We start from the raw sequence: 26,511 nt of genomic DNA, 5'->3' as shown, positions 1-26,511 counted from the left end.
CCCTCGCCGCATTCAGGTTCCCGTCTCGCCCAGCCGGTATTCGGGCGCTTCGCCGCTTGGCCCCGAGCCCGGCGCCGGATCGGTGCGTTCCGGCAAATGCTCGTCGCTCACGTCCGGCTCGGCGCATTTGGCGGCGAGCGAGGTCAGCAAACCCATGCTCATCGCAACGAGCACCAGTTCGGTCAGGTTGGCGATATGAAGCTTGTGCATCATGCTCGCGCGATACTTCTCGATCGTCTTCGGACTCAGGTTCAGATATTGTCCGACCTGCCGGTTGGTGCGCCCTTCCGCGATCAGCTTCAGCACGCTGCGCTCGCGCGCCGTCAGCACGTCCCAGGCATGCTTCGGTGCGGGCGCTTCGCGGCCGCTGACGAACGAGTCGACCATATACCCATAGACGTCCGCACTCAGATGCTTTTTGCCCTGCATGACCGAGTGCATCGCGACCAGCAACTCTTCGAACGAGACGTCCTTCAGCACGTAGCCGTCGACGCCGGCACGCAGCGCTTCCCGCACGTACTCCTCGCTTTGATGCACCGTGAGCGCGATGATCCGGATGCCCGGCGAGCGCCGTTTGATTGTCGCGCTGGCGTCGATGCCGTTCATCCCCCGCATCGACAGATCCATCAGGATCAGATGAGGGGCGAGCGTCATCGCCTGCTGGCAGGCTTCCTTGCCGTCGCGCGCTTCGCCGACGACGTCGTAGTCGGCTTGCGCACACAGCATCGAACGTAGACCATTTCGCAGCAGATCGTGATCCTCTGCGATTACAACGCGACATTTGGTATACACGTCTTGTCTCCCGTGCCCGTGCCCTGGGCCGTCATAACCGCATTAACGATTTGACGAAATTCTTCCCTTCCACAAAGCTTTCACTATTTACATTCGAATTCCTAACTGTTAGCCTTATGTTATTTTTGGATTACTGTGTGTGCGCCTGCCCTTCGCAAGGTTCACGCCACTTCGCGCAGAGCGAGCAACGGCGCGCATCTCCACTTTTCGAGGCATTTCGGCAGTGCATCAAGCGCCGAAAAATGTTTCAAATTCGAACTCTTTTGAAATCTCCAGAAGATTAGCCATCACAATGGCTAGCAGGAAATCCGTTCTTTTTTATCATTGGATGAAAATTAACCGATGATATTTGCATCCAGTGAGAAGAAATAAGGCACTGCGCATGACGGCCGATTGGCCGCCGTTGATTACCGTCTATTACCGTTTGTTTCTAATGTTAAGTTTTTGCAATGGGCTTTTTGGCCGCTCTCTCGCGTCACAAAGTGTAGGGAGGTGCCCCATTGCCGAGCCGTTTTTTCTTCCACCACAATTCAGGTGCAGGAGAAAACAACGATGCATTGCCAACCGTCATCCCGCTTCGGAAACGCGATCATTGCCGCATTCGCGATGCTCGGTGCGGTGTTGCCGGGAACGGCGTGCGCGCAAATTTTTGGCACGGTCGACACCAACGGCGCCATCGTTCTGACGAATGTGCGCGGCAAGCCAGGATTGAAGGTGATCGTCGCGGGCGAACCGCCGGGCGAACCAGGCGCGAGGCGCCGGTCGCGCAAGTCACCGGGCGGCGCCGACTCCCCGTTGTACGCGGACGTGATCGACGAAGCGAGCCGCTCCTTTCGCGTTCAACCCGAACTGCTTCGCGCGGTGATCGACATCGAGTCGGGATACAACCCGAAGGCGGTTTCGGACAAGGGCGCGCTGGGACTGATGCAGTTGATGCCGGAAACCGCTGCGCGATTCTCGCAGGGCGACATGTTCAATCCACGAGACAACGTGCTGGCCGGCGCCCGCTATCTGCGCTTCCTTCTCGATCTGTTCAAGGACGATGTAGAACTCACGCTGGCCGCCTACAACGCCGGTGAGAACGCGGTGATTCGCGCCGGCTATCGCGTGCCGTCGCTGCCGGAAACACGTCTGTACGTGCCGCGCGTGCTGGCGCGCTACAAGCAGCTTCTCGCGGCCAGTTGATCGCCGGCTTGCGCGCCACCCGACGGCCTGCATAGCGAACCGGCCGACTGGGGACCAGTTCAGTCGGCCGGACGCCCTCTGCGACGTAGAACGCGAACCCTTGCAGGGGTGCTGCGTCCTACGCTCTCCCTCCGTTGTCTACCGCGTGCGGGCACACGTCACCGAAACAAGGCAATGGTCTTGTCCGATCCCTCGCCGTGCGCCAGTGCATGGTGAAGCTCGATCATGTCCTCGATCTCTTCCACGCGCTCCTTCGGGACGTCGATCATCATCAAAAGCTCGCCGCGGAGGATCGCTTCTTCGAAGCGTTTCAAGCGCGTATTGCGCATCTCGACGCCGACCATCGCCGCTACCGCGGCGCCGAAACCTGCGCCTGAAAGTGCGAGGATCGCCACCGTGCCGCCGGCGATCCGGACGTCTTCGGGCGGACAGACAAGCGCAATCAGCGCCACCACCAGCCCGGTCGCACAGCCCACTGCCGCGCCTCGCGCCAGCGAAGCGAGCAGATCGCTGCGTTGCGCGAGCGATGCCTGCGGCAAGCCGTCGAGCGACACATTCTCGTTGGCGATGACATGCATATGCCGCCACTCGACCTGATGCAACAGCAGTTCGCTGGCGACCGCTCGCGCGCGCTGTGCGCTGGGCAGCAAAAAATAGACGCGTCGCATTTGAGCTATTCCCGCTTTCCGTCGAAAGTGTGCAGATGCACGACACGCTCCCGCAATACGCCATCGATCTCACGGCACGATCCAGTCCCCGTCGGCGACGAGCTTGATGTGGTCCGGCCCGGCAAAGCGGACGATATAGCCGCCCTTGGATGCGAACGTCTGCCCCGGCGCCAGCGTCAGGCGCGGATAGTAGCCCGTCAGGATGCGGCGTTCGAGCATGTCCTGAATCCGCTCCACCAGATAGTCCCTCACGAACGCATCGACCATATGGCTCAGGGTCTCGGCGAGCAGACCGCAGGCAAGGTAGGTGTCCGCCTGCACCTGGGGCGCCACCATCGGTATCTGTCTGATCGAGAACCAGCCGAACGCGTAGTCGACGCGCACGCGCCGCCCTTCCGGCAAATCGAACGGGTACGCAAGGCGCGTGACGCCACGCCAGCTCGCCGGCAGGGGGGTGCTATCCAGGCCGCCCATGAGGCCCGACATGAACACCGTATGCGTCGCTGGAGGGATTCGCGCGAGCGCCGCAATATCGGGCGGACGCAGCCACAGCACGAGCACGTCCGAGCGCGGTATGCCACGCAGCGCACCGGCAACGCCCTCGCCGGGGGCGAGCGCGTGGTTCGAGACCACGATGCCGTGCGCTGCCAATGCCGTGGCGAGCGACTGCGCGCCGCGTTCGCCGTTGTCTCCCGTGCGGTAGACCTGCCAGACGCGCGTCGTCACCTTTACCTCTTTCGTCTCCAGCACGGGCGGCGCGCCGGCTTCATCGACGATGCGCGCCCCAATCAGCTCCGACTCGAGCAGCACGCCCTTCGAGAAGTACACGGAATAGAAGTCGCGATCGTTTTCGACCGGCACTTCCACGTTGGGAAAGAGGCACGGCACGGCCTCCTCTTCGCAGAAGTCGTGAATCGGCGCCCAGTTCTTGCCACCGAGACCCGACAGCACGGCGAACACGGGCTGCCGGGCCAGAAACTGCGTGAGTTGCCCGCGCCACGTGTCCGGCGGACCTTTGAGCTCCCACACGTGCAGTTCCCAGCGCCGATTCACCATGAACATCATCTTGCGCGACGAACGCAACGGCGGCACCGCGCCGAGCGGAAAGACGTTTTTGTCGGCGAAATAATGCGTGAGGACATCGAGCATGCCCGCGCGTTTCACCGGGTCCGCATCGGGGGTGATGATCGTCGCGAAGTGCAGCACGGTATCGGTGACGCCCGTCGGCCTGCGCCGATCGAGCTGTTTCAGATAGCCGATCAGCGCCTGCATGTCGGCGTCGTTCAGCGCGTACTGCGGCATCAGGCTGCTGAGCGGCTTGCCTTCGGAGTCGATGCCTTCGCGTATGGCTCGCGCGACCGTCGCCTCCGTGTACGGTTCACGTTCGGCGCGCATTCCGGGAACGTACGGCAAGTCGCCATCCTCCGGCGTTTGAGTGCGTGGCTCGACGAGGTAGCGCCAGCTGATCGGCGGGATGCTGCTGTTGCCTTCCCTCGAACCCAGCCCACTGCGGCGATGACAGTTCATACAGGCTGCGGCTGCGCCTTGCAGGTGCACACCCCCGTCGTGCATCGCCTCGAGCGCTGCGCCCGAACCCAGTACGCCCTGCTGATAGATGGCCTGCCCGGCACTCGCCGTCGCGACCGGCTCGGCGGCAGGCGCGCAACGCGCCTCGCGCACAGGCACGATCAGCGCGACGAGCAACGCGCATGGAGCCAACCATCGCGCCGCCCGCGACGGTGCCCGTGCGCGGCCTCCCGGCCTGCTTGCCGCGCGCTTCATGATCAGGGCGACGGATGTCCGGCGCCAGGCAGCGCCGGCGAGGCATCGACGTCGATCGAAACCGATTTGCGGTGCATCTGCGGCGGCGCTGGCCTCGTGAAGATGCCATCGTCCAGCGCCGGGTTGAGCGACACCTTGTCGATCGTCAGCTTGTCCTTTTTGTCGGATGTCGCTGCCCCGCTCTCGATCTCGAGCGGTATCTGCAGCCCCTCGACGCTCCTGAAGTCGCTGTAACTCACCTCCACGACGACCGTCTGGCCACGCGGCGTGCGCACCTGGTGGTCGACCTGCACGTCGAGAAACGTTTGAGCGTCGATCCACACGTGGCGGATCACACCGGAAGGCAGCTTCGCGGCAAGACGATACGCATCGCGCCCGCCCACCTGATCCTTGCCCTCGAGGGTGACGGTGACGCCCTTCGCTGCATGGTCGATCAGGAGCCCGTCGATCACCTGCTCGTCGCGCGCGGAGCTCGCCTCGTCCATCGAGTACGGCCGCGGCGTCGCGCTGCCCATGCCGTTGGGGCCCAGTTTCCAGCCTTGTTTGCCGTCGAATACCCGCACGGACTTCTGGTTGTACACGGTGACCTCGAAGCGTGTCTTGTTGGGGCGTTTCATGGCGAGGACGAACGGCAGGTCCGGCGCGGGCGCATTGGCGCTATCCACGTGACCGGACCAGATCATGGTCTGGACCTTGCGCCAGGCGTCGAGGCCGCCTCTCGCCTCGACGTTCTTCTCGACGATCTCATCGGCACTCAGATCATGCGCGGGGATCTGCTCGCCCGCGAACACGACCGCCGCAACGCTGCCGGCGAGCACCCAAGCTGCGACTGGTTTCATGGCCGTCAACCTCATGGGGGCACCCAGCGGCTAGTGGCTTGCGCTCTGGCGCGGGCCCGGATGCGCACCGGCATTTGCGCCTGGGTTCGCGCTCGTCGCCGGACGCGGGCTCGGGCCCGGGTTCGCGCTGACGACCGGTGTGGGGTGCGTGACTTTCGACACCGTGAGCTGCGGCTTGGCAAAGAGCGCGTCGTCTGCCTGCGGATTCAGCGCGACCTTATCGATGGTCAGCTTGTGCGTGCCTCTTGCGCCGACGACCACCGTTTCGATCGTATGCGGCATGACGAGGCCGCCCTCCTTGCGGTAGTCGCGATAGAAGATGGCGACGTTGTGCATCTTGCCGTCGAGCTTGCGCGCATCGCCGTCGACCTTCAGTTCGAGAAAGCTGGCCGCATCGATCCATACGCGGCGCGACGTGCCGTCTTTCATCGTCAACTTGAGCACATACGCGCGGTGGCCCTCGACCATTTCCATGCCGAGCACGTCGATGCGCGTGCCCTTCGCCGCATAGTCCATGAGCGGACCGTCCAGTTCGGCCCACGATGCGGCCGCCTTGGCCTCCGCGGGCGTGTAGGGCTCGACTTCGTTGCGGCCGAGGAACGGCCTGACCTTCCAGCCCTGCGCGCCGTCATAGACCTGGAATGCCGTCTGGTCGTTGAAGCGGACCTCGATGCGGCTCTTGCGCGGGCGCTTGAGCGTCATCGTGAAAGGTAGCCTGGTGTTCTTCGTGCCGCCCGCTTCGAGCTGCCCCGACATCGTCATCGCGTTGACCGCGTGCCACGCCTGCAGGCCGCCGCGCGCCGCAACGTTGCGCTCGACGATCTGCGCCGCGCCCATGTGCGCCGCCCCTGCGGTCTGGGCGCTCGCCGCAGACGACCCCGCGAACGCCATGGGAGCGCTTGCCACGAGCGTCACTGCCGACGCGGTCCGGATCGCCAGCGAAAGAAAGCGGTTCATGAGTTATCTCCTCTTCATCTGCGCACGAAAAGCGCGTGCGCCATCATTCGACTATCAGCCCGTCGATGTGGAACGACCCCACGAATACGTCGACGCGCTCCCCGGCCTTGATCAGACCGCCCTTGTTCGAGAACACCATCCAGTACTCCTGACCGGTTTCCAGCGGACCGCTCTGGCGCAGCGCGCCGACCTTGTCCATTACCGGGATTTCGAGCAACGCATGGCTCGTGCGCCCGAACATCACGGCCGTCGCGGTCTTTTCGCCGAGCGGCCGCGCGGCCACCGGGTCCGTCACGCGATAGCTGAAGCGGATCAGGTTGCCCGACGCCGTGCGGCGCACGCTCAGGTGATCGATGCCCTGCATCATTTCGTAGTAGCCCTTCGCGCGCTGCGGCAGGCTCGCCGGCGAGTACGGCGACTGCTTCGCCGCCGCGCTCGCACCGGCCTCGCCCACCGCCGGCTGAAGCGAGGCGGCGGCGAGGCAGATACTGCCGGCCAGCAGCACGGCCCGCGGCGACCGGTCGCGACGCTGGCTCATGGCAACGCTCCCAGTGTCTTCAGACCCGCCGGCGTCGTGACTGCGGGCGGCGTGCCCACCGGCAACGCAGGCTGGCCCTGATTGCCCTGGTTGCCCTGTGCGCCTCCGGTGCCGGGCAGCCCTCCGGCGTTCGCGGCGTTCGGCAAGATCCCCTGCAGCAATCCGAGCAGCGTCACCGGATCGTTGACGCCAAGCGCGAGCGGATACGGCTGCGAGGCGAACACGCCGGGCCTCACGAACTCGACGGCTCCGATGTCGTAGCCACCCAGCTGCGGCCGCGGCGTGCCGAAGATGTCGCGATTCGGCGCACCCGCTGCCGTGGCATGGTTGACCGCCGGCGAGGTCCCCGGAATCGTGTAGTTGCCGAGCAGCGTGTTGAGTTGCGTGCCCGTGCTCGCCTCGTTGAACAGCGACAGCGGACCGTACGACATGTTGATCCAGTTGTTGCCCTCGTCCGGCGTCGCCGACGGCAGCAGGCTGAACAACGGATTCGGCAGCACCGTGTCCGCAATGCCCGGGGGCACCGTGATGCCGATGCCACCCGCCTCCGGCGGCACACGCGCACCGTTGCAGTACTGATGCACGACACCCGGATTCGAGCCGCTGTTGTTCGCGTTCGGATAGTCGCCGGCGTCGGTCAGGATCGAGTACCGCGGGTTCATCGTCAGACCGGAACCATGGTTGGCGGCGCCGGTGTCGCCGAACGCGCCGATGTCCCAGTAGACCGCCTTCGGATCGCAATAGCCCGTGGCGTGCCCGGCCTGATTCAGCGACGGATTCAGCGTGACCACGTTCTGCAGCCCGGCGATGCCCGGATCCAGTCCTCCCACCGTGATGTAGAACGTGCGGTTCTGCCAGAACAGGTCATTCGTGAGCACCGGGTTCGAGAACGTTGTGCAGTCCGGGTGGCCTGCCGGGCACTTCACGTTCGGCCGGGTGAATGCCGCCACCAGGTTCTGCGTGTGGCGCGCGGTCTCGAGCCCGGCCGGCTCGTACTGCGACGTCGTGGTCGGCTGGCACGTCGTTTCCGAACCCGAGGTCGTGCAGTTCGGCGGCCCGACATTGGCCTGGGTCGCGGCGGCCGTGTTGAACAGCACACCGGCCGTCGCCGTCGTGTCGTTGGAGATGACCGTGTTATTGATGAAGCTCACCGCCACGGCATCCTGCAGCGACACGCCGCCGCCCGCCCAGCCCGCCACGTTGTTCGCGATGATGTTGTTCGTCACCTTCACGCGATACCACCGGGAGCTGTCGTTCGGACTCCGTTGCACGTCGGTGCCGTTGACGTTCTGCAGGCGCAAGCCGCCGCCCTTGCCGCTTTCCGCCGTGTTGCCGACGATCAGGTTGCCGTCGATCGTGATGTCCGGGCCCGCGCCGTCCGAGAGCTGCGGCGCGCAGTCGACGTCGGTGGCCGCGTTCTCGCAGAAAGTGCCGTCGGGCGGCACACCCTGGACGATCAGCCCGCCGCCGTACGTCGGCAGCGTCGGGTTGTTGCTCTGATTGAACAGGATCCAGTTGTGCGACAGGTCGCCGTTGTAGCTGAAGCCGAAGTGCGCGACACCGCCGCCGTCACCGCTGCTGATATTGCCGCATACCCAGTTGTAGTTGAACTTGTAGTAGTCGGCGCCCGAGCAGAACGTCACCCCTCCGGCCGAAGACGGCGTGGTCGAATTGATTTCGTCGCCATACGAAGCGTTCGACGTGACCTGGTTGTTGTGCACGTTCACGTGGACGTTGTACTCGAACGGCAGCTGGGTCGCGTTGTTCGCCGCGATGTTGCCGTCGGGCACTTCGACCTGGCCGACGATGATGCCGCCCGTGAGCGTTCCCGCGTTGGAGAAGACGCGATTGTTCGATACCTCCGTGTAGTGGTTCCAGCCATGCAGGTAGATACCGCCGCCGCCTTGCGAGCTGTTCGTGAACGACATGCCGTCGATGCGCGACGGGTTGCACAGGAAGTTGCTCTGATAGGTATTGCAGTCCGCGGCGCTGTTGGTGAGCGGCGTGCAGATGCCGTTCGCGACGCAATTCTGATCCTGGGTCAGCACCCCGCCCACCAGCACGTCCTTCACGCCCTTGCCGAGCACGGTAATGGCCGCGCCTTCGTACGCGCCCATCAGCGTCGGCTCGATCAGCGTCTCCGCGAGGTTGCCGTTGAGGTTGAAATCCCAGCCGGACGTCGGCTCGAACGGGATCCCGTCGATCTTGCGCTGCATCGAGGCGAGGCAACTATATGCGCCGGTCGGATCGTACGGGTTGCTCGCCGAGATCAGCCCGCCGTTCAGCGCGTCGCCGAACAGGCACCCTACCTGCCTGCGCCACGGGTCGAGCTTGCCCGACGGATGCGGGTTCGCGTCCACGGTCACGGACGTTGCACCCACGCCCTGCAGCCGCACCGGCTTCCACATGAGCAGCATCTCCTTGTAGGTGCCCGGACCGACGACGATCATGTCGCCCGGAGCGGCATGGTCGATCGCGGTCTGGATCGCATTGCCCGCGGTGTTCTCGCCACCCACGAAGGTGGGCGCCTTGCCGCCGATCGTCACGGTGACCGCATCGATCGAGCGCTTGCCGCTGGCTGCGGTGACGACGAGCTGGCCGCACTGGGTCGGCGTCGTCACGCCGCGCTGCTGGATCGTGCAGGCCGCATCGGGACCGAGCAGAGGCGGCACGACCACGGTGATCTTCGCGTCGCTCCACGATGTCACCGGCGCCGGGATGCCCGCGATCGTCACGACGCCCCGTTGCTGGCCGAAACCGTAGTTGCGCGTGATGAACTTCTGGTTGAACGGCGCGCCGGTGGCACTCGGACCCGTGTAGGCGTGGTTCGGCACCTGCTGCGTGCCGACCGAGGTGATCGTCAGCGTCTTCAGCGGTGAGCTGACCCACGGGCCCGCGCCGCCGTTGCTGCCCGCGGACGTATTGCCCGCAATCGCGTCGCCGGTCACCGAGGCAATGCCCGGCGTGCCGTCCGGATAGGCACAGTCGACCTGGTTATAGCCGTCCGCGAAGGCCGAGACGGGCACGACCGGCGTGTCCATGTACTGCGTCTGTCCGGGCATGAACGGAATCTCGTAGCAGAACTGGCTGTATGCCGGGTTATAGAGCGGGTCCTTGATGGTCTGGCCGGAATGCGCCGGGTCGGGCATGTACGGATCGTTCATGCAGGCGACCATCATCGTTGGCGCGTAGCCCGTCGGGTTCGGCGGGTTGACTTGCCAGGTCGAGTAGGTCAGCCCGTTGAAGATGCCCCACTGATCCGAATAGGTGCGCGAGATTTCGTTGCCCGCGAAGTCCTTGAATGACACCGGCACGTTTGGCACTGCGAACTTCTCGCCGAACTGCGGCGAATACGGGTCGAACTCCGACGAGAAGTCGTCCAGCATGAAGCCGGTGTAGTGGGCAGCAACGTGCGTCGAGCTGAAGATCCAGAACTTCGCCTGCACCGCGCTCTGGTCGGTCAGCTCCACCTCCTTGCGGTCGCACAGGTTCCTCGAAGCCCCCGCGAACGGCGAGACTTCCTGCGAGCCCGGGAACAGGCTGATGTAGTCCGGCACGATCCGCAGCTCGCCGACGCACGGCCAGAAGCGTTCGATGGACCCGGTGTCGCCTTCGGCGTGCGGGGTCGAACCGAGATTCGAGGTCATGTTCTGCGCGTTGTTCCGGTTGTAGGTGGAATTCATCGCCGCCTGGTCGGGCAGAATGAAGACGTCGCCGATCCCGCCGAACTGCTGGGTGACCGGCGCGATATAGTTGTCGCCGATCAGGATGTTCTTGTCCTCCTCCTTCACCAGTTCGTAGCCCGGCGGCACGATGATCTCGACCACATACTTGCCGGGCGGCAGCATCTGCGTGCCGTCCTTCGTCGGATTCGCGCCGCAGATCGTGCAGTTGGTGCCGGTCGGCAGGCCGCTATGCGGATCGCGGCCCGTCACGCTCGGGAACTGATACATCCCGTCGAATGGCGCCGGTTGTACCTGGTTGAACACGTGCATGCCGTCATAGCACTTGAACTGCGCATTATTCGGCAGCGCACGCTGCTGCGGGTCGAGCCAGTTCGGCGTGTTCCGCAGCGTGTAGAAGTACGGATCGGTGGTGCTCTGGCCCGGACAGTTCATGTTCGGCACGCCGTCCGAACGGAAGCCCTGGGCCCAGTCGTCCCAGCTCGCTGTCTTCGTCGTGTCGACGAGCTTCAGGCTCGTCGAGCCGTCCGCCGCCACGCCTTCCTGGTACAGGTTCACCGTGACGTTCGGCACGTCGGGCGTCCACTTCGTGTGAACCAGCAAGGTGGGATCGTCGAACGGGCGCGTCGAAGCGTAGACGACTTCGCCACGGATCCCGCCGTTCTCGTTCGCCCCGTACTGCGTCTTGCCGAACTCGATGAACGAGTTCTGCCCCGAGAAGCCCTGCCAGCCCATTGTGGTCACCCACGGCGGATCGACGCGGCCGGTCGAGGGATTCGAGCCCGAACGGTCGTTGCAGTCCGCGTCGTTGCAGTACACCGCGCCCGGCACCCGCAGGTTCGTCGGCAGATGCACCGATTCCTGCGTGTTCGCGAAGTTCGCGGCAATGGTCGATGTGCCGCCGCCCGGCGTGCCGTCGGGCGGACCGCCCGCGTCATAGACGACGTGCACCCCTGTCTGCTTGAAGCGCGTCAGGTCGGTATCGACGACATACCAGTTGAACAGCGGGAACTCTTCGTTGAACGACGCATAGCCGTTCCCGTCGGTGACGTTGAAATCCGAATAACTGCCGTCGCGGAAACGGATGTTGGTCGGCAGCAGCGCGAGGCCCGGCTTGCTCGGATCTCCCACGCCGTTGCCGTTCGTGTCGAGGAACGTCCGCGTATAGAGATTCGTTTGCCACTGAAGCACCGCGATATCGCCCGCGTCGGTCACCGTGCCGCCGCCGAGCGTCACGGCCGATGCGAGCCCGTCGACGATCTGGTCGTTCCACTGGTCGAACACGGTGATTCGAGTGATGCCGGCAGGCAGGCCCGTGAAACTGAACGTGCCGTCCGCGTTGCACTTGGTGAACGCGTAGTCTTCACCGTCCGGATCGCCCACGCTCACGTAGCATTGCGTGAAGCTCAACGGCTTGCGCGACTGGCTGCCATACAGGTGCTCGTCAGGCGGACGGCTGTAGTGCAGGTTCGTCACGCGCCCCTTGAGCCCGTTGTTGCAGCTCGAGGTGGCGCACAGCAAAGGCAGCCGCGCGTTGATGATCTTCGGATTCGCAAAGCCGATCGACACGTGGAAGCCCGCCGGGCCGAATTCCTGGAAGTACGCGGGGCCGCCGATCTTGATGAACGAGTCGTGGGCCTTCTCGCCGTCCAGCGTGTTCGTCTGCAGCCACTCCTCGCCTCGCGCGATGCGGTCAGCAGCGGGCGTCGCGATGACGCCGTACCTACCCGGCATCAGGTTCGCGATGATGGCCTGTCCGACGAGCGGCGACAGCGTCTTGCCATCCGACTCGTATTTCGGGCAGGTCGGGATCATGCCGACGAGGCCATCGGTCGATGTCGAAATCGGGCACGCGTTGAGCCCGCTGACCGGATCGATCGTGCCTTGCAGCGAGTTGGACAGCGGCATGTTGAACATGTCGTAGGTCATCTGTCCGGTCGGCTGGCCGCTGCCGCCCGCGTCGTCCCACAGCTTGATCTCGAAGCCGCCGAGTCCCGGCTCGCGGGCCGAGCCGAAGGTGTCGGTGCCGCCGCTCACGTCCACTTCGCCGTTCAGCGGCGCGTCGTCCTCGAACACGAACACGGAAACCTTCGCTGTCGGGAATGGCGACTCCTCCAGCAACACGTTGACCGACGTCTGGCCGGCCGCGATCGGCGCGCCGCCCATGCCGTTGCCGCACTTGCCCGTGCCCGGCGCGAAGTTCGCGACGCCCGGACAGTCTTTGGAAATGTCGAACTGCCGCTGCGCGCCTGAGGGGTTGGTCGGGTCGACCGGCTGCGGAACGCCGCCGCCGTTCGTGAACGAGTTGTACGCGTTGCCCGGCAGGATCGAAATGTAATAGCGCTTCTTCGGATCGAGCGCCACCTGCGACGGATCCACCGGCACCTGCTGCGCCGCCGTGGTCCGGCACACGCCGTTGCCGACGTCGCACACCGCCGGCAGGTGGGTCTGGCTGACCGGGTCGTAGACCGTCTGCCCCGCCTCGCACGCGGCGACGCCGACACAGCCCGCCGCCACCACCGGCATGTAGCTCGTATGGAAGTTCGCGCCGAGGCTCGGCACCGGCAGCGGCGGACACGTAGCCGGACGCGTGGGCGAATTCACCTGGCATGCCGGATCGATCTGGAAGGTGCGATCTTCCTCGATGATCCAGCGGTAGTCGCTGATCTTCACCGGCGTCTTGCCCGGCTGCGTGCTCGGCGCATCGAGCACGTTGACGACGAGTCCGCTGCCGCCCTTGAACGTCACCGTCACGGTCGCCGTGTTGCTCGCGGTGTTCTGCGCATTCACTGCCTGATACTGGAACGTCACGCTGGCGGATGCCGCGCTGCCCATTGGCGCTGTTGCCGGGCTCGCCGTGAACGAGCCGTCCGGATTCAGCGTGACGGAGCCGCCCGAAGGGGTGCCGACCAGCGTCGCGGTGAGCTGCAGGCCATTCGGATCGCTGGCGTAAGTGAGCACACCAGGCTCGGAGATCTGCAGCCGCGAGGCAATGTTGCTCGTATAGGCGGCGTTACCGGCCGTGGGCGGTCCGGACTGACATCCGTTGCCCGTCGTGCACGCGGTGAGCGTCACCGTCGCCGCGGCGTTCGGATTGCCGTTCGCCTGGTACACGAAACTGTCGGCCGTCGTGCCTTGACTCGGCGTGTAGACGAACGTGCCGTCCGGGTTCAGCGTGAGCGAGCCGCCAGTCGGTGGCGTCTTCACCTGCACGCCATAGACGTTGGCGTCCTTCGCCGCCACGCCTCGCGCCGGGTCGGACACGGTCAGCGTCTTGCCGGGTACGAAGAAATAGGTGGAACCGGTGACCGAAGCGTTCGCCACCGCGGCAGCGGACGCCGCGGTGGAGTTGTTCACGCTGATGTAACCCTGCATGCCGCCGTCACGCGCGTTGTTCGTCGACAGGCTCAGTTCGCGATCGAACACCGGCAGCGCGGAAGCGGCTGCCGCCGGCATGTTGACCAGCGCGTCGTAGGTCTTGCCGGCCGCCATGAACACTTCCGACTGAATCCGCGGATTGCCGGGCAGCACGTTGCCGTCCTCGGCGATCAACGCGAAGCCGGAGACCGGCGTGGCGCCCGTTTGCGCGCCGACCACGGCCGGCACGTGCATGCGCAGCCCCGCGTTGACGAAGCGAAGCATCACCGGCCCGGTGGTCGCGGCGCTCGTCGCCGCGAAGGTCGAAGCGCCCGGATTGGTGCGGTCGAACGAGACGCCGTTGATCAGGTAGTAGCGCGGATCGTAGTTCACCGTGGGCGGATAGCAGGTGCCGAACGCAGTCGACTTCGAATCGCCGCAGCCGCCCGGCTGCCCGGACCAGGACAGGGTTTCGCTGAAGCCCGGCGTCGCGACCGCGGCGGCGACCGCGGTGTTCTGGACCGGATCGATTTCGCTGAGCACGAGCGGCACGTCGGTGTCGTAGCTGATGCCCGGATACGCCTGCGCGGGCGTCGTGCCGTTCGCCGCCGTTCTCACCACCAGCACGCCATACAGCCCCATCGGCCCCTGGATCGACGGGTGCGTGCCCGACTCGATCAGGTAGGTGCCCGGGTTCAGGTTGCTCCACGTGAGCGCGGTGGTGCTGCCGTGCGCCACTTCGGTCGCGAACGACTGCACGCGGGCCGTTTGCGTCGGCGGCGTGAAGGTCGCACCGCCGGGCGCGGCGGCGGCGGTCGGCCAGGTGGTCGCGGTCTGGGTGGGGTGCGTCGGGCTCGGCATGCTCGTCGCCGACGTGCCCAGACCGCCGCCCAGCTGCCCGACGATCACGAGCGAGGTCGGCACGGCGCCGGGCAGGCTGTTGGCGAGATTGATCGTGAGCGGCCCTGGCGGCACCGTGATGACGACGGGCGACCAGTTCGCCCCTGCCCCGGGGTTCGCCGCCGTACACGTGGCCGGCGCACCGGCCGCTGTGCAGCTGTAACCCCACATCGGCACCGCCTGCCCATCGGGCATCACGGCCGTGGTGGCCTTCGCAGTGAGCGTGACGGATGCCTGGGCGAATGCCATCCCGCTCGCGCTCAACAATACGGAAGCGGCAATCGACGCCTTAAGCATACCTAACAGATTTGCCTTGAGTGTGGTGGATCTCATCGCCGTTCTCCCCGCCTCTAGTTCGATTCGTCGATCAGGAACGCTTGCGGATCAACGAGCATCATCATCATCATTCCGCCAGGAAAGATGTTGTTCGTGGTGATCTCGCGCTCATTGTGCGAGTGCCACATGAATGCAAAGCCGGCTTCCGTTTGCGGCGGATTCACCGACGTACCGCTTGGCGGCGTCGTACCCGTGGGCGAGGTTGCACGCATGGTCGCATCGGGGCCGAGATAGGGGCTGCCGCCGTACCAGAAGCCGTTGGTCAGCACGTGCGAGTCGGGCAACGTCACCGGGCCGCCGCTCCCCACCTTGCCGAACGGATGGGTTTCGAGCGCCTTGTTGTGATCCGCGCACCACTCGTAATAGTTCGGCGCCGTCGGATCCTGCGTGTAGTAGCCGTTTGCATCCGGGATGCAGACGCTGCCGTCGCCGGGATAGTGCCCATAGACGTCCCAGTTCAACCCCTTGCCCGTCCAGTAGAAGATCCCGTCCATCGCAAGGCCCGGTGTCGTCGTGGTCGTGAACAGCAGCGGGCCGGCGACCTTGGTCGCGTCCGTCTTGGCGAGCAGCATGTTGCCGTCGCGCGCGAGCACGCGCACGTGATTGCCGTGCTCGTGGAACGGATGCTGCCAGCGGCCCGTGCCGATGATCCGCAGCAGCACCAGCTCGCCGGGGTGCATGTGCGGGTTGCCGTTGTATGGCTGATTCGGATATTGCGCCGCGTAGTTCGGGTCCATGTCGTCCGGCATCGAGCGTCCGTTCACCATGTAGTACGCCGGGTGATAAGGCTCCGTTTCGACCGTCATGCAGCCGGTCGGACTCGTGCAGGCGTTGCTGGCCTGCTGCTCCGCCTGTGCGTGAATGCGCGGATCCATTTCGGAGAACTGAAACAGATACTCGCGGTCGTAGCACGCCGCGCTGTGGTTGTAGGCCGCCGCGGCATTGCGGAAGTCTGGCTGGCCGTCGAGCAGCTTGCGCGTGCCCTGGATCGGGTTGCAGCCGGTCGGCACGGCGAGCGTGCCGGGCGTCGACGTCGGCAGCACGATGACCGCGCCATACAGGCCCATTTCGATCTGCAGATCGCCCTGCGTGCCGCTGTAGTAAGCGTGCGTGCCCGGTGTGGCGGCGATGAAGCTGTAGGTGACCGTGACGGTGTGGGACGCCTCACGCGTGAGCAGGCCCTGCACGCCCGTCGGCGTGCCGGAGCAGAGCCGCGTCGTCGGGTCGATCGTCCCCATGCAGACGTCGAACCCGGGAAAGAGAATAGACGTATTGCCCGCCGCCGCCGGCAGATTGTTGGTGAGCGTCACCGTGACGATGTCGCCCTGGTTGACGATCAGCGTGGGGCCGGGAATCTGCATGGTCGGGCAATTCGCACCGGCAATGTTGGGCGGCGAGAATCCGGCCGGCGCGGAGTTGCAGCCGTAGCCCCACGAATAGACGCTATTGCCGTCCGGCTGGGTGATGCGGCTCGCCTCGGCGCGCAGGTCGAAATGCGTGCCCGTGATGCCAGGCGCAGCCGCATGCACCTGCATGCAGAAGAGCGCCGCGAGCGCCGCCACGCCGAACCGTGCAAGCCGTCCGAGGCGCGCGAGGGTCGCGATCCCTATGCGGTAAGTGATGTGTCCCACGGCTCTTCTCCTAGGTGCAGGACTTCCTGGCCGGGTCCATGGCTGGGCAGCCATGAACCGTCTTTATCGCGTGCATGAAGCGTTTCATAGCGTGCAGACCTTCGTCTTCGGATCCACCGACCTGCAGATGTGCACCTCAGTCATCAGGCCTCCGAAGTTTTCCTGGTCGTTCGCCAGATGATCCAGATTCGGCGTGTACAGGTAGAAGACCTGCCCGGACTGATACTTCGTCGTGTCGCTGGCGTCGAGGATCAGGTCGAGCGACTCCCCGCCGCCGAGCGTGATCGAGTTCGTGTAGTAGGTCATGTCGTTGCCGGCCATGTCGCGCAGCAGCCGCGCATTGACCGCGACCACGTGCATCGGAATGCCGAGCGAGGCGAGCGTCTGATATTCGGTGACGTCGAGATCGGAGATGCGCAGCAGCACCTTGCCGCCGACGGGGATATTGATCAGCGACGGCAGCGGTTGCGAGAAGCGCGGCACGCCGTCCGACGCCGGCGTCGAAAGCGGATTCGGATTGACGGTGTCCGGATAGCTGCGGCCATTGAGCATGAAGAACTTGTCTTTCATGTCGGTGAAGGGCTCCGGATTGAACGTCATGCCGACGAAGTGGAAGTTCGGATCGAAGCCGTGAATCTGCACCGGGTACTCGACGTCGTAGGCGGTCGAGCCGTCGCCGTCGTTGTACGCGTAGAGCGTGGGCGTCCCGCTCAGATTGTTCACGTGCAGCACGCCGTTTTGCGGCGGCAGCGGCGTCGTGCACAGAATGTCGGTGCCGCACCGCGTGCGCAGATCCTGCTGCTGCAGCACCAGCGACTGGTAGAGCGACTGGCCTGCGGGGACCCGGTTCTGACGCGGACGCACGAAGATCTGCCCGACCATGCCCATCTGCAGGTGCTCCGGCGGCGTGATGTGGCAGTGCCAGAAGTAGGTACCCGCATCCGGCGCGAGGTAGTAATACGTGAAGCTCGCGCCGATGTTGATCGCGACCGAAGCGTCCGGCACGCCGTCATAGAACGACGAGGCATTCGGATAGCCGTGGAAGTGCACCGTGTGCTTCTCGAACAGGTCGGGGCGCATGATCATGCCGACGTTCGTGAGCGTGAGGAAGAACTCGTCGTCCTCGTCGATCGCCATCATCGGCGCGGGCTCGTTGCCGTTCATCACGCCGATGTCCATGATCGGCCGCGGGTCGACATGGCCCGTGAGCTGGCCGGGCGGCGTCGATTCCGGATCGGGCGTGAGACCGACCGCGCCGTTGTAGGTCGGGTCGGTTCTCGGATCGCCGACGGTGTTGAACACCGAGGCGAACTGCGTGCCGGGCAGGCCCGCCTTGATGTCGGCGAGACCGGACAGCGGCCCGAACGCGAACAGATAGGTCTGCACGCCATTGGCCATCGTCGCGTAACCGTCGCCACCCGAAATCTGCTGGCACTTGATGGCGCCGTTGACGACACCCGTCGATGCCGAGGTCTGGCCCGTGAAGGACGGTCCCGTGTACGGCGGTTCGCCGGCGCCCGCCGCCAGCGCCGTCGGATGGGAGGGCGTGGTCGGCGGGCATTGAACCATAAACGACTGGGAAAATGAGGGGATCGCAAACATCATGCACAGCAGGGCTGCCACGCTATTGCGACACATGCGGATGCTGAACATATGACCTCCGTCCTTGGGGTCAAGCAGCGCGTCAGGCGCTGAACGTCACGCTCAACTGCAGTTGCGGGCTGATGCGATCATCACACTGACCCGTATGTGGATTCTGGATATGGGCAGCGGAGCCTGCGATGGGTCACCTCCCTACACTTGCAGTAGGGCAAACCCATCGCGTTGCGCGGTCGCGTTGCTGACGGGCGATGGAGTGTGTCCTGGCCCACACAAGCGACCCGTCATGCCGAGATTCCGGCATGGAAGCGGACCGCTCGCGCAGCGCCATTGCTTTCATTAGCATTTCAGATCGACGTGGTTCTTCGAATCCATCAGAGGATTGAAATGTCGTTCTTATGTGCCCTGTGGCATATAGCGGCGAACTTTCCGATGGGTACAATCCCCCGTATTCACGTCACGCGAAAATGCGAATACCGCGGACGCTTCTCGATCACGCAGTCAGACGGACGGCACTCACCTCCTGGTCTCATGCCGGCGAGGGACTTGGCGGACTTAGCGGCGGGAGTGGGACATGGATTTTCTGGAAAAGAGAGCGGTGGTGAATCTCGTCGAACGCACAGATCACGCTCTTGAAGTCGTCGAACTGGAAAGCGCGAAGCGGACCTACTACCCCACCATGTCGATGTGGTTGAAGCTGGAACAGCTTCAGGTGGCGCAGCAACTCGTCGAGCCGCTGGATCAGGACCGGCAGCCGGTCCTGTCCACGTCGCTCCACGGCGTGGCGCATCTCGACGGCCAGGAGCTTGCGATCATTGGCCTTCCCCAGCTGGCGACGCGCATGCTTCAGGTGAGCTTCGAAGCCCGCGACGTCAGCACGGCCGACCGGCTTGGCCTGCGCGCGCTGGAAGACGAACTGGGCAACTCGATGTCCGATGTGGCGCTCGGCACCGCCCGGCTGGGCTTCAATCCCGCCGACGACGAGACCGGAGAGCCCGATCAATGGTGGCTCGCGTGCCACATTCCCCCCGCCTGCCTGCAGGTGCTCGCGAAGGCGATCTCCGACGGCCAGCTTGGCGCGGTAGAGCTGGGTCTGGCAATGCGGCACCTCTATACGTCCGAAGATCCCGCGGCCGAGCCGGCACGCCAGCCCCGGCTCTTTCTCCGTCCCAGTGAAAGCGACGACACGATCGAATGGCCGAACATAGCGACCGGCTATGTCACCCACCTGCGGATCGACTTTGCAACGGCGTCATTGCGTGGCTCGGCGGCGAGCGGCGACCCGCAGGGAGCGGCGAAGGTCGTCGCGGAAGCCGTGAGCTCGCTGGGACCGACGCTCCTCAACCTCAGACTGACGGTCAGGTGGATCGGCATCCTCATTGCCGTGCTGCTCTTCCTTGAAGTGCTCGAGCGGCTGCAGATCTGACCCGGCGCCTGCCTCGCGCTCGCAAACGCAAAGCTGGACGCATTTCGGGCGCAAAAGCGCGGCTCGAACGCGCCGCCCCGCCTTAGCCTTTCCCCACGGGAAAGCACGCTTCACCCTTCCTCAATTTTCGCGCTCGCGAAAATCTCCCACACTTGCCATCACGCCGGTTCCGTACCGTTCGTACGGAGTTGCGCCCCGACCGCGGCTCGTGACGCGGCATCGACAATACTGGAGACAGCATGAACAGCCATCCCCTCGACCTGGGCGGCAGCGCGCCGGGCGAAGCGCCACGCTGCCCGCTCACCGCGGAAGCCCCGTTGCCAAGCCCTCAGGGCGTCACGCTCAGCAGCTTCATGGACGACATGCCCGTGGGCGCGCTGCACCGCTTCGTGGTGTGGGTGATCGGCATCGGCCTCTTCTTCGACATGTACGAGATCTTTCTCGTCAGCTCGATCGGCTCCGCGCTGCAGAACGAATACGGGCTCGATGCGCACAGCCTCGCGTTCAAGCTCTTGCTGGCCTCGGCCTTCGTCGGCATGTTTTTCGGCTCGCTGTTCCTCGGCAGTCTCGCCGACCGCATCGGCCGCCGGCGCGCCTTCCTGTTCACGCTCGTGTGGTACAGCGCGTTCTCGCTGCTCGCCGCGTTTTCCGTGAACGCCACCATGCTGGTGGTGTGCCGCTTTCTGACCGGCGTGGGCGTCGGCGCGATCTATCCGGTGGCCGATAGTTTCCTTTCGGAGATCCTGCCGAAGGAGAAACGCGGCCGGATGGCCGCGTGGGCCTATACCACCTCGTACGTCGCGGTGCCGCTGGTCGGCTTCCTCGCCGTTTGGCTCAATCCGATCCATCCTGCCGGCATTGCGGGATGGCGCATCATTCTCGCCATCGGCAGCCTCGGCGCCCTGTTCGTGCTGGCCGTGCAGCATCGCCTGCCTGAAAGCCCGCGCTGGCTGCTGGCGCAAGGCCGCGCCGACGAAGCCTATGCGATGCTGGGCCGCTACGTGCAAAGCGCCGGCGTACCGATGCCGAAGCGCTTCGCCGAGCCGCAAACGCGCCAGCATCCGCTGCGCCTCTCGGAGCGCATTGCCGTGCTGCGGCGCGCGCCCTACGACAAGCGCTATGTCATGCTCGTCGTGTTTCACCTGTTCCAGGCCTTCGGCTACTACGGCTTCGGCACGCTCGCGGGCGTCGTCGTGAAGAGCCGCGGCATCGACGTGACGGGCAGCACGCTGTTCGTCGCCCTCTCGTTCCTCGGCTACCCGATCGGCTCGCTGCTTTCCGTGCCGCTGCTCAATTGGATCGAGCGCCGCACGCTCGTGATCGCCTCGCTGATCTCCATCGGCATTTTTGGTCTTGGCTTCGCGTACTCGGGACAGGCCGCGCTGATCGTTTGCTTCGGCGTGCTGACGACCTGTGCGTCGAATGTGTTCAGCAACGCCTACCACGTGTACCAGGCCGAAATTTTCCCCGCCAGCGTGCGCTCGACGGCGATCGGCAGCACCTATTCGCTCTCGCGCATCATGAGCAGCGCCCTGCCCTTCATCCTGTTGCCGGTGCTCACGCAGCACGGCCCGATCGCGATGTTCGGCGTGATCTCCGCCGCGCTGGCCATCGTCGCCGTGACCCTGCGTGCGCTCGGGCCCCTCACCACGCGGCGCAGCCAGGACGAGATCAATCCGGTCTGACCGCCCGATCCCTCGAGCGTCCCTTGATCATCGGGGCGGCTGCCGCATCATGCGGGGCCGCCCCGATTTTCATTGCGCCGCGCGCGCCGACATGTAGTCGAACAGGCTCACGATGTCCGAGCTCGGCGCGCTATCCGCCTTCATGCCGATCCAGAGCGTGCGCGTCGCCCACGTGTCCGCCAGCTTGACCTTCACGACGCCGGCCTTGCCGCGCTCGTCGCTCACCGCGTCGCGCGGCAGCACGCCGATACCCAGTCCCGCTTCGATCATGCGGAACACGCCGTCGAAGTTCGAGGCCTGGATGCGCAGCTTCAGCGATCGCTCGATGGCAAATGCCGCGTCCGTCATGCGCGCGAGCAGCGAGCTGCCATCGCTCAGGCCCACGTAGTCCTCATCGAGCGTATCGGCGAAGCGGATCACCTCGAGTTGCGCAAAGTGATGACTGCGCGGCACGAGCAGCACGAGTTCGTCGCGGCGATAGAGCCGCCGCTCGATGCCGGGCGCGGGCACATTGTCGGCGAACACGCCGAGGTCGGCCTTGCCTGTGCCCAGCGCTTCGACGATTTCGTGGCTCAGCCGCTCTTCGAGACTGACCTTGATGCCCGGATGCTCGTTCAGGAAAGAGGCGAGATCGACAGGCAAAAACTGCACGATCGCCGACGTATTCGCCCACATGCGCACGTGCCCGCGCACACCGGCGGCGTAATCGCTCATCTCCGTGGCCATGCGATTGACCTGATCGACCACGCGCGTGGCGTGCTCCAGCAGCGCATGCCCCGCGGGCGTGAGATCCACGCCGCGCGCGCGGCGGATGAACAAGGCGCAGTCGGTCACGCTTTCGAGTTCGGCAATGCGCTTGCTGACCGCCGAAAGCGTGAGCTGCCCGTGCTCGGCGGCCTTGGTGAGGCTGCCATGTTCCGCGACGAGCAGAAAGACCCGCAGCGACTGCAGATCGAAGTGAAGTGGATTGACCATGATGAATGGGGCAAAGCCGGCGCGAGAGACGATTGTCCTGCATCGCGGGCCTGGGAGGAAGTGCGGATCGGGGGATGGAGAGGCGGACGTGCTGCGATGCACGTCCGCGTGCCGGCCACGCGGGCCGGCGCTCGCCGCCGAACCGGCGCCCCCCGGCTCAACGGCGAAAACTGGCGAGAGGGATCAACCGGCCTGGATCAGCTCGGAAATTTCGATGAGATTCAGATCCGGGTCGCGCACATAGACAGAACGGATCTTCTGCGTCGCGCCGGTGCGCTCGACCGGACCTTCGACGATCGGCCAGTGCTTCTGCGCGAGATGCGCGATCACCGCATCGAGCGGTACCGCGGCGATGAAGCACAGATCGAGCGCGCCCGGCACCGGCACATGCGCCTTGGGCTCGAATTCCGCGCCACGCACATGCAGATTGATCTTCTGGTTGCCGAAGCGAAACGCGAGCCGCCCCGCGCCGAAGGTCTCCAGTTGCATCTGCAACACTTCCGTATAGAAGTGCTTCGTGGCCTCGGGGTCCACGCAGGTCAGCACCAGATGGTCGAGGTGGTCGATCAACGCCATGCTTCACTCCTTGTCATGCGAGCGCCCGTTGTACGGGCATGCCTTGCGCCTGTTCCGGCACCGGATGCAGGTCGAGACGGCGGCCGGCCTTGAGAATCTGGCTGGGCACGTCGTGGCCGATCAGGCCGGGCAACAGCGCGGCGGCATCGAGCACGGCGGCGAGATTGACACCGGTGTCGTAGCCGTCGAGTTCGAGCATGTGCACGAGTTCTTCCGTGCACACGTTGCCGCTCGCACCCGGCGCGTACGGACAACCGCCCAGACCGCCGAGCGAGGCGTCGAAGCGCACGATGCCCGCATCGAGCGCCGCAAGCGTGTTGGCGAGCGCCATGCCGCGCGTGTTGTGGAAGTGCAGCGTCAATTCGAGCGCGCCGAACGCCTGCGCGGCGCTTTCGCACAACGCACGTACCTGTGCGGGATGCGCCATGCCGGTGGTATCGCAAAGCGTGACGCCCTGCACGCCCAGTTCGGCGAACCGCTGCATCCAGCCGAGCACGTCCTCCACGGGCACGTCGCCTTCCATCGGGCAGCCCATTGCTGTGGAGAGCGAAACATTGATCGCCACGCCCGTGCCGCGCACCGCGTCGATCACGTCGCGCAACTGTGCGAACGACTGCTCGCGCGTCATGCGCAGGTTGGTGCGATTGTGGGTCTCGCTCACCGACATCACGAGGTTCACTTCATTGACGTTGCACGACAGCGCGCGTTCGGCGCCGCGCACGTTCGGCACGAGCACCGTATAGACGACGCCCGGCACGCGCTCGATGCCATGCATCACCGCCTCGGCGTCGCGCAGCGCGGGAATCGCTTTGGGCGACGTGAACGAGGTCGCTTCGATCTTCGCGTAGCCGCAGGCGCTCAGGCGGTCGATCAGCGCGATCTTGTCGTCGGTGTCGATGAAGGCGGCTTCGTTCTGGAAGCCGTCGCGCGTCGCGACTTCGTTCAGATACAGCACCTTGCCCTTGAAGTTGTCCTTATTTCCAGTCGTCATCTTGCCGTTCTCCGTTCAGATCACGCCGCGCGCGCGCCATGCTTCGCGCGTTGCGGCGTCCACGCCTATCGATTCCAGCACCGTGTCGGTATGCTCGCCGAGCGTCGGCGCGCTGCGCTCGATCGTGCCGGGCGTGCCGCACAGTTTGGGCACCACGCCCGGCACCTGCACCGCCGTGCCGTCGGGCAAGGTGTCGTCCACGATCATCCCGCGGGCGTGGTAATGCGGATCGGCCGCGATGTCCGCGACGTCGTAGATGCGGCCCGCCGGAATGCGCGCTTCGTTGAGCGCCGCGAGCACCTGGTCGAGCGTGTGTCGCGCGGTCCATGCGCCGATCGCAGCGTCGATGCGCTCGACCTGCGCGACGCGTCCGTCGTTCTGCGCGAGCGCCGGATCGTTGCCCAGGTCCGCGCGGCCGATCAGCTCCATCAGGCGGCGATAGATGCTGTCGCCGTTGCCTGCGATCAGCGCGTACTTGCCGTCGCTGCAGCGGTAGGCGTTGCTCGGCGCGATGCCGGGCAGGCTGCTGCCCGCCGGCTGGCGCACGGCGCCGAACACCGAATACTCGGGCAACAGGCTTTCCATCATGTTGAAGACCGACTCGTAGAGCGCGACGTCCACGACCTGGCCCCGTCCGCCCTGCTGCTCGCGGTGGCGCAGCGCCAGCAGGATGCCGATCACGCCATGCAGCGCGGAGAGTGAATCGCCGATCGAGATGCCCACGCGCACCGGCGTGCGCTCGGGCTCCCCGCTCAGGTGGCGCAGGCCGCCCATCGCTTCGGCGACCACGCCGAAACCGGGTCGGTCGCGGTACGGGCCCGTCTGTCCGTAGCCCGAAACGCGCAGCATGATGAGGCCGGGATTGATCGCGCTGAGCTCGTCCCAGCCGAGGCCCCAGCCTTCGAGCGTGCCGGGGCGGAAATTTTCGATCAGCACATCGGTTTCCGAGACGAGACGGCGAATCACGTCCTGCCCTTCGGGCGTGCGCAGATCGAGCGTGATGGAGTCCTTGTTGCGCGACTGGGCAGCCCACCAGACCGACGTGCCGTCGTGCAGCAGGCGCCACTTGCGCAACGGATCGCCCACGCCGGGCGGCTCCACCTTGATGACGCTCGCGCCGAATTCGGCGAGCATGCGCCCAGCAAACGGACCCGCGATGAGCTGTCCGAGCTCCAGAACGCGGATACCTTCGAGTGGTCGTGGCATGGCTGTGTCTCCTGTCGACCAGAGGTGGGGCAAAGCTGTCGATCAGAGTTAGCGCTTTGGCTGTCGATCAGAGTTAGCGCTTTAGCGCTTACTCTGATCCCATGCAAAGCTCCTGACTCTGATCCCATGCAAAGCTCCTTACTCTGGTCCCATGAAAGGGGTTATTTCGGACTGTCTGCGACTAACTATGGGAGACATGATGAACCGGACCGCACCCTTTGATAATCGATGCTTGCTCAATCTGGCTTGAGCAAATGGAAAGGCTGCGCGAGCCCCTATGGCGCCGCGTCGCTGCGAATTTCCTCACCGGAAACCCAGCTGGCGGATCGAGCAAGCCAGCCCGGCGCCCAGTGCGCGACAATGGAAGTACTGCCCCTCTTTCGCTCAGGCCAGACATCATGCACGTCGTTTTTCTCGATCGCGCGACGCTCGCGCCCCAGACGCGGCTTCGTCCGCTGCCGTTCGACCACACCCTGGAAACCTTCGAGCGCACCGCGCCCGAGGAGGTCGCCGCGCGCATTCGCAACGCCGACATCGTCATCACGAACAAGGCGCGCATCGGCGCCGAAGCGCTGGCTGCCGCGCCCCGCCTGCGCATGGTCGCCGTCGCCGCCACGGGCACGGACAACGTCGATCTGCGCGCCTGCGCGGCGCGCGGCATCGTCGTGAGCAACGTGCGTGACTACGCCGGCAACAGCGTGCCGGAGCATACGTTCGCATTGATATTCGCGCTGCGCCGCAGCCTGGCCGCGTATCGCGACGCCGTGCGCGCGGGCCGCTGGCTCGAAGCGGGACAGTTCTGCTTCTTTGATTTTCCGATCCGCAATCTCGCGGGTTCGACGCTTGGCGTCATCGGGGACGGCGCACTGGGACAAGCCGTTGCGCAAATGGGACGCGCGCTGGGCCTGCGCGTGCTGTTCGCCGCGCGCAAAACGCGCAACGACGCGAAAGCGGGCTACGTGCCGCTCGAAACGCTGCTCGAAGACAGCGACATCATCACGCTGCACTGTCCACTCACCGTGGAAACACGGGATCTGATCGACGCCACGGCATTCGCGCGCATGAAGCGGCGGCCCTTGCTGATCAACACGGCACGTGGGGGACTCGTGAACGAAGCGGCGTTGGTGGACGCCCTGCAAAACGGCGCGATTTCAGGCGCGGGTTTCGATGTCGTGACGCAGGAACCGTTGCCTGCCGATCATCCGTTTCAGGCCGTCGTCTCGCATCCGGCTTTCATCCTCACACCCCACGTTGCGTGGGCGAGCGATGAAGCCATGCAGGCGCTTGCGGATCAACTCGTCGAAAACATTGCGGCGTTTTGCGAAGGCAAGCCGCGCAATCTGGTTAGTGCGCGTTGAGCGCGAGGCGCGGCAACCGCAGCGGGG

At 65.1% G+C, this 26,511-nt stretch carries 17 protein-coding genes; 4 read left to right on the top strand and 13 right to left on the bottom strand.

All coding sequences use genetic code 11. From position 1 onward, the window contains the following. Positions 1–12 precede the first annotated feature (12 nt). Positions 13–792, bottom strand: a complete 780-nt coding sequence (locus AB4Y40_RS39220; RefSeq protein ID WP_368692430.1) for a response regulator — start codon at positions 790–792, stop codon at positions 13–15. A gap of 606 nt (positions 793–1,398) precedes the next feature. On the opposite strand from AB4Y40_RS39220, the gene AB4Y40_RS39215 reads away from it, so the two are divergent. Continuing rightward, on the top strand, positions 1,399–1,977 hold the full coding sequence (locus AB4Y40_RS39215) for a lytic transglycosylase domain-containing protein (protein ID WP_368692457.1): 579 nt from the start codon (positions 1,399–1,401) through the stop codon (positions 1,975–1,977). Between the two features lie 158 nt (positions 1,978–2,135). On the opposite strand, the gene AB4Y40_RS39210 is transcribed toward AB4Y40_RS39215, so the two are convergent. From AB4Y40_RS39210 to AB4Y40_RS39175, 8 genes are all read right to left on the bottom strand, one after another. Continuing rightward, a complete protein-coding gene (locus tag AB4Y40_RS39210) occupies positions 2,136–2,645 on the bottom strand; it encodes a DUF1269 domain-containing protein (RefSeq protein ID WP_368692429.1) in 510 nt (169 codons plus the stop codon). Positions 2,646–2,714: 69 nt separating this feature from the next. After that, on the bottom strand, positions 2,715–4,427 hold the full coding sequence (locus tag AB4Y40_RS39205; protein WP_368692428.1) for a c-type cytochrome: 1,713 nt from the start codon (positions 4,425–4,427) through the stop codon (positions 2,715–2,717). Positions 4,428–4,429: 2 nt separating this feature from the next. Beyond that, on the bottom strand, positions 4,430–5,266 hold the full coding sequence (locus AB4Y40_RS39200; protein ID WP_368692427.1) for a hypothetical protein: 837 nt from the start codon (positions 5,264–5,266) through the stop codon (positions 4,430–4,432). Between the two features lie 30 nt (positions 5,267–5,296). After that, positions 5,297–6,223 (bottom strand): outer membrane lipoprotein-sorting protein, encoded by a 927-nt coding sequence (locus tag AB4Y40_RS39195; protein WP_368692426.1) that lies wholly within the window; start codon positions 6,221–6,223, stop codon positions 5,297–5,299. Positions 6,224–6,266: 43 nt separating this feature from the next. Beyond that, entirely contained in the window at positions 6,267–6,761 is a 495-nt protein-coding gene (locus AB4Y40_RS39190) for a hypothetical protein (RefSeq protein ID WP_368692425.1), read from the bottom strand. Then, entirely contained in the window at positions 6,758–15,034 is an 8,277-nt protein-coding gene (locus AB4Y40_RS39185; protein ID WP_368692424.1) for an Ig-like domain-containing protein, read from the bottom strand. The genes AB4Y40_RS39190 and AB4Y40_RS39185 overlap by 4 nt, the downstream gene beginning before the upstream one ends. 17 nt (positions 15,035–15,051) lie before the next feature. Then, complete coding sequence (locus AB4Y40_RS39180) at positions 15,052–16,572, bottom strand: multicopper oxidase domain-containing protein (RefSeq protein ID WP_368692456.1); 1,521 nt, start codon at positions 16,570–16,572, stop codon at positions 15,052–15,054. A gap of 180 nt (positions 16,573–16,752) precedes the next feature. After that, positions 16,753–18,321, bottom strand: a complete 1,569-nt coding sequence (locus AB4Y40_RS39175; RefSeq protein WP_368692423.1) for a multicopper oxidase domain-containing protein — start codon at positions 18,319–18,321, stop codon at positions 16,753–16,755. Positions 18,322–18,841: 520 nt separating this feature from the next. Here AB4Y40_RS39175 and AB4Y40_RS39170 point away from each other — a divergent pair. Together AB4Y40_RS39170 and AB4Y40_RS39165 are read left to right on the top strand one after the other, a co-directional pair. Next, on the top strand, positions 18,842–19,693 hold the full coding sequence (locus AB4Y40_RS39170; RefSeq protein ID WP_368692422.1) for a hypothetical protein: 852 nt from the start codon (positions 18,842–18,844) through the stop codon (positions 19,691–19,693). A gap of 239 nt (positions 19,694–19,932) precedes the next feature. Next, positions 19,933–21,378, top strand: a complete 1,446-nt coding sequence (locus AB4Y40_RS39165; protein WP_368692421.1) for an MFS transporter — start codon at positions 19,933–19,935, stop codon at positions 21,376–21,378. Between the two features lie 69 nt (positions 21,379–21,447). Here AB4Y40_RS39165 and AB4Y40_RS39160 read toward each other — a convergent pair whose 3' ends face one another. From AB4Y40_RS39160 to AB4Y40_RS39145, 4 genes are all read right to left on the bottom strand, one after another. Then, positions 21,448–22,353 (bottom strand): LysR family transcriptional regulator, encoded by a 906-nt coding sequence (locus tag AB4Y40_RS39160; protein WP_368692420.1) that lies wholly within the window; start codon positions 22,351–22,353, stop codon positions 21,448–21,450. 183 nt (positions 22,354–22,536) lie between these two features. Beyond that, entirely contained in the window at positions 22,537–22,929 is a 393-nt protein-coding gene (locus AB4Y40_RS39155; protein WP_368692419.1) for a VOC family protein, read from the bottom strand. A gap of 13 nt (positions 22,930–22,942) precedes the next feature. Further along, positions 22,943–23,920 carry a hydroxymethylglutaryl-CoA lyase gene (locus tag AB4Y40_RS39150; RefSeq protein WP_368692418.1) on the bottom strand — a complete coding sequence of 326 codons (978 nt, stop codon included), beginning with the start codon at positions 23,918–23,920 and terminating at the stop codon, positions 22,943–22,945. 15 nt (positions 23,921–23,935) lie between these two features. After that, complete coding sequence (locus AB4Y40_RS39145; RefSeq protein ID WP_368692417.1) at positions 23,936–25,126, bottom strand: CaiB/BaiF CoA transferase family protein; 1,191 nt, start codon at positions 25,124–25,126, stop codon at positions 23,936–23,938. A gap of 398 nt (positions 25,127–25,524) precedes the next feature. On the opposite strand from AB4Y40_RS39145, the gene AB4Y40_RS39140 reads away from it, so the two are divergent. Next, entirely contained in the window at positions 25,525–26,484 is a 960-nt protein-coding gene (locus AB4Y40_RS39140; protein ID WP_368692416.1) for a D-2-hydroxyacid dehydrogenase, read from the top strand. Positions 26,485–26,511 lie beyond the last annotated feature (27 nt).

The sequence above is a fragment of the Paraburkholderia sp. EG287B genome, from assembly GCF_040965595.1.
GTDB lineage: Bacteria > Pseudomonadota > Gammaproteobacteria > Burkholderiales > Burkholderiaceae > Paraburkholderia.
The sequence above is the reverse complement of the archived record's forward strand: the minus strand, read 5'-3'. Positions and strand labels throughout refer to the sequence as shown.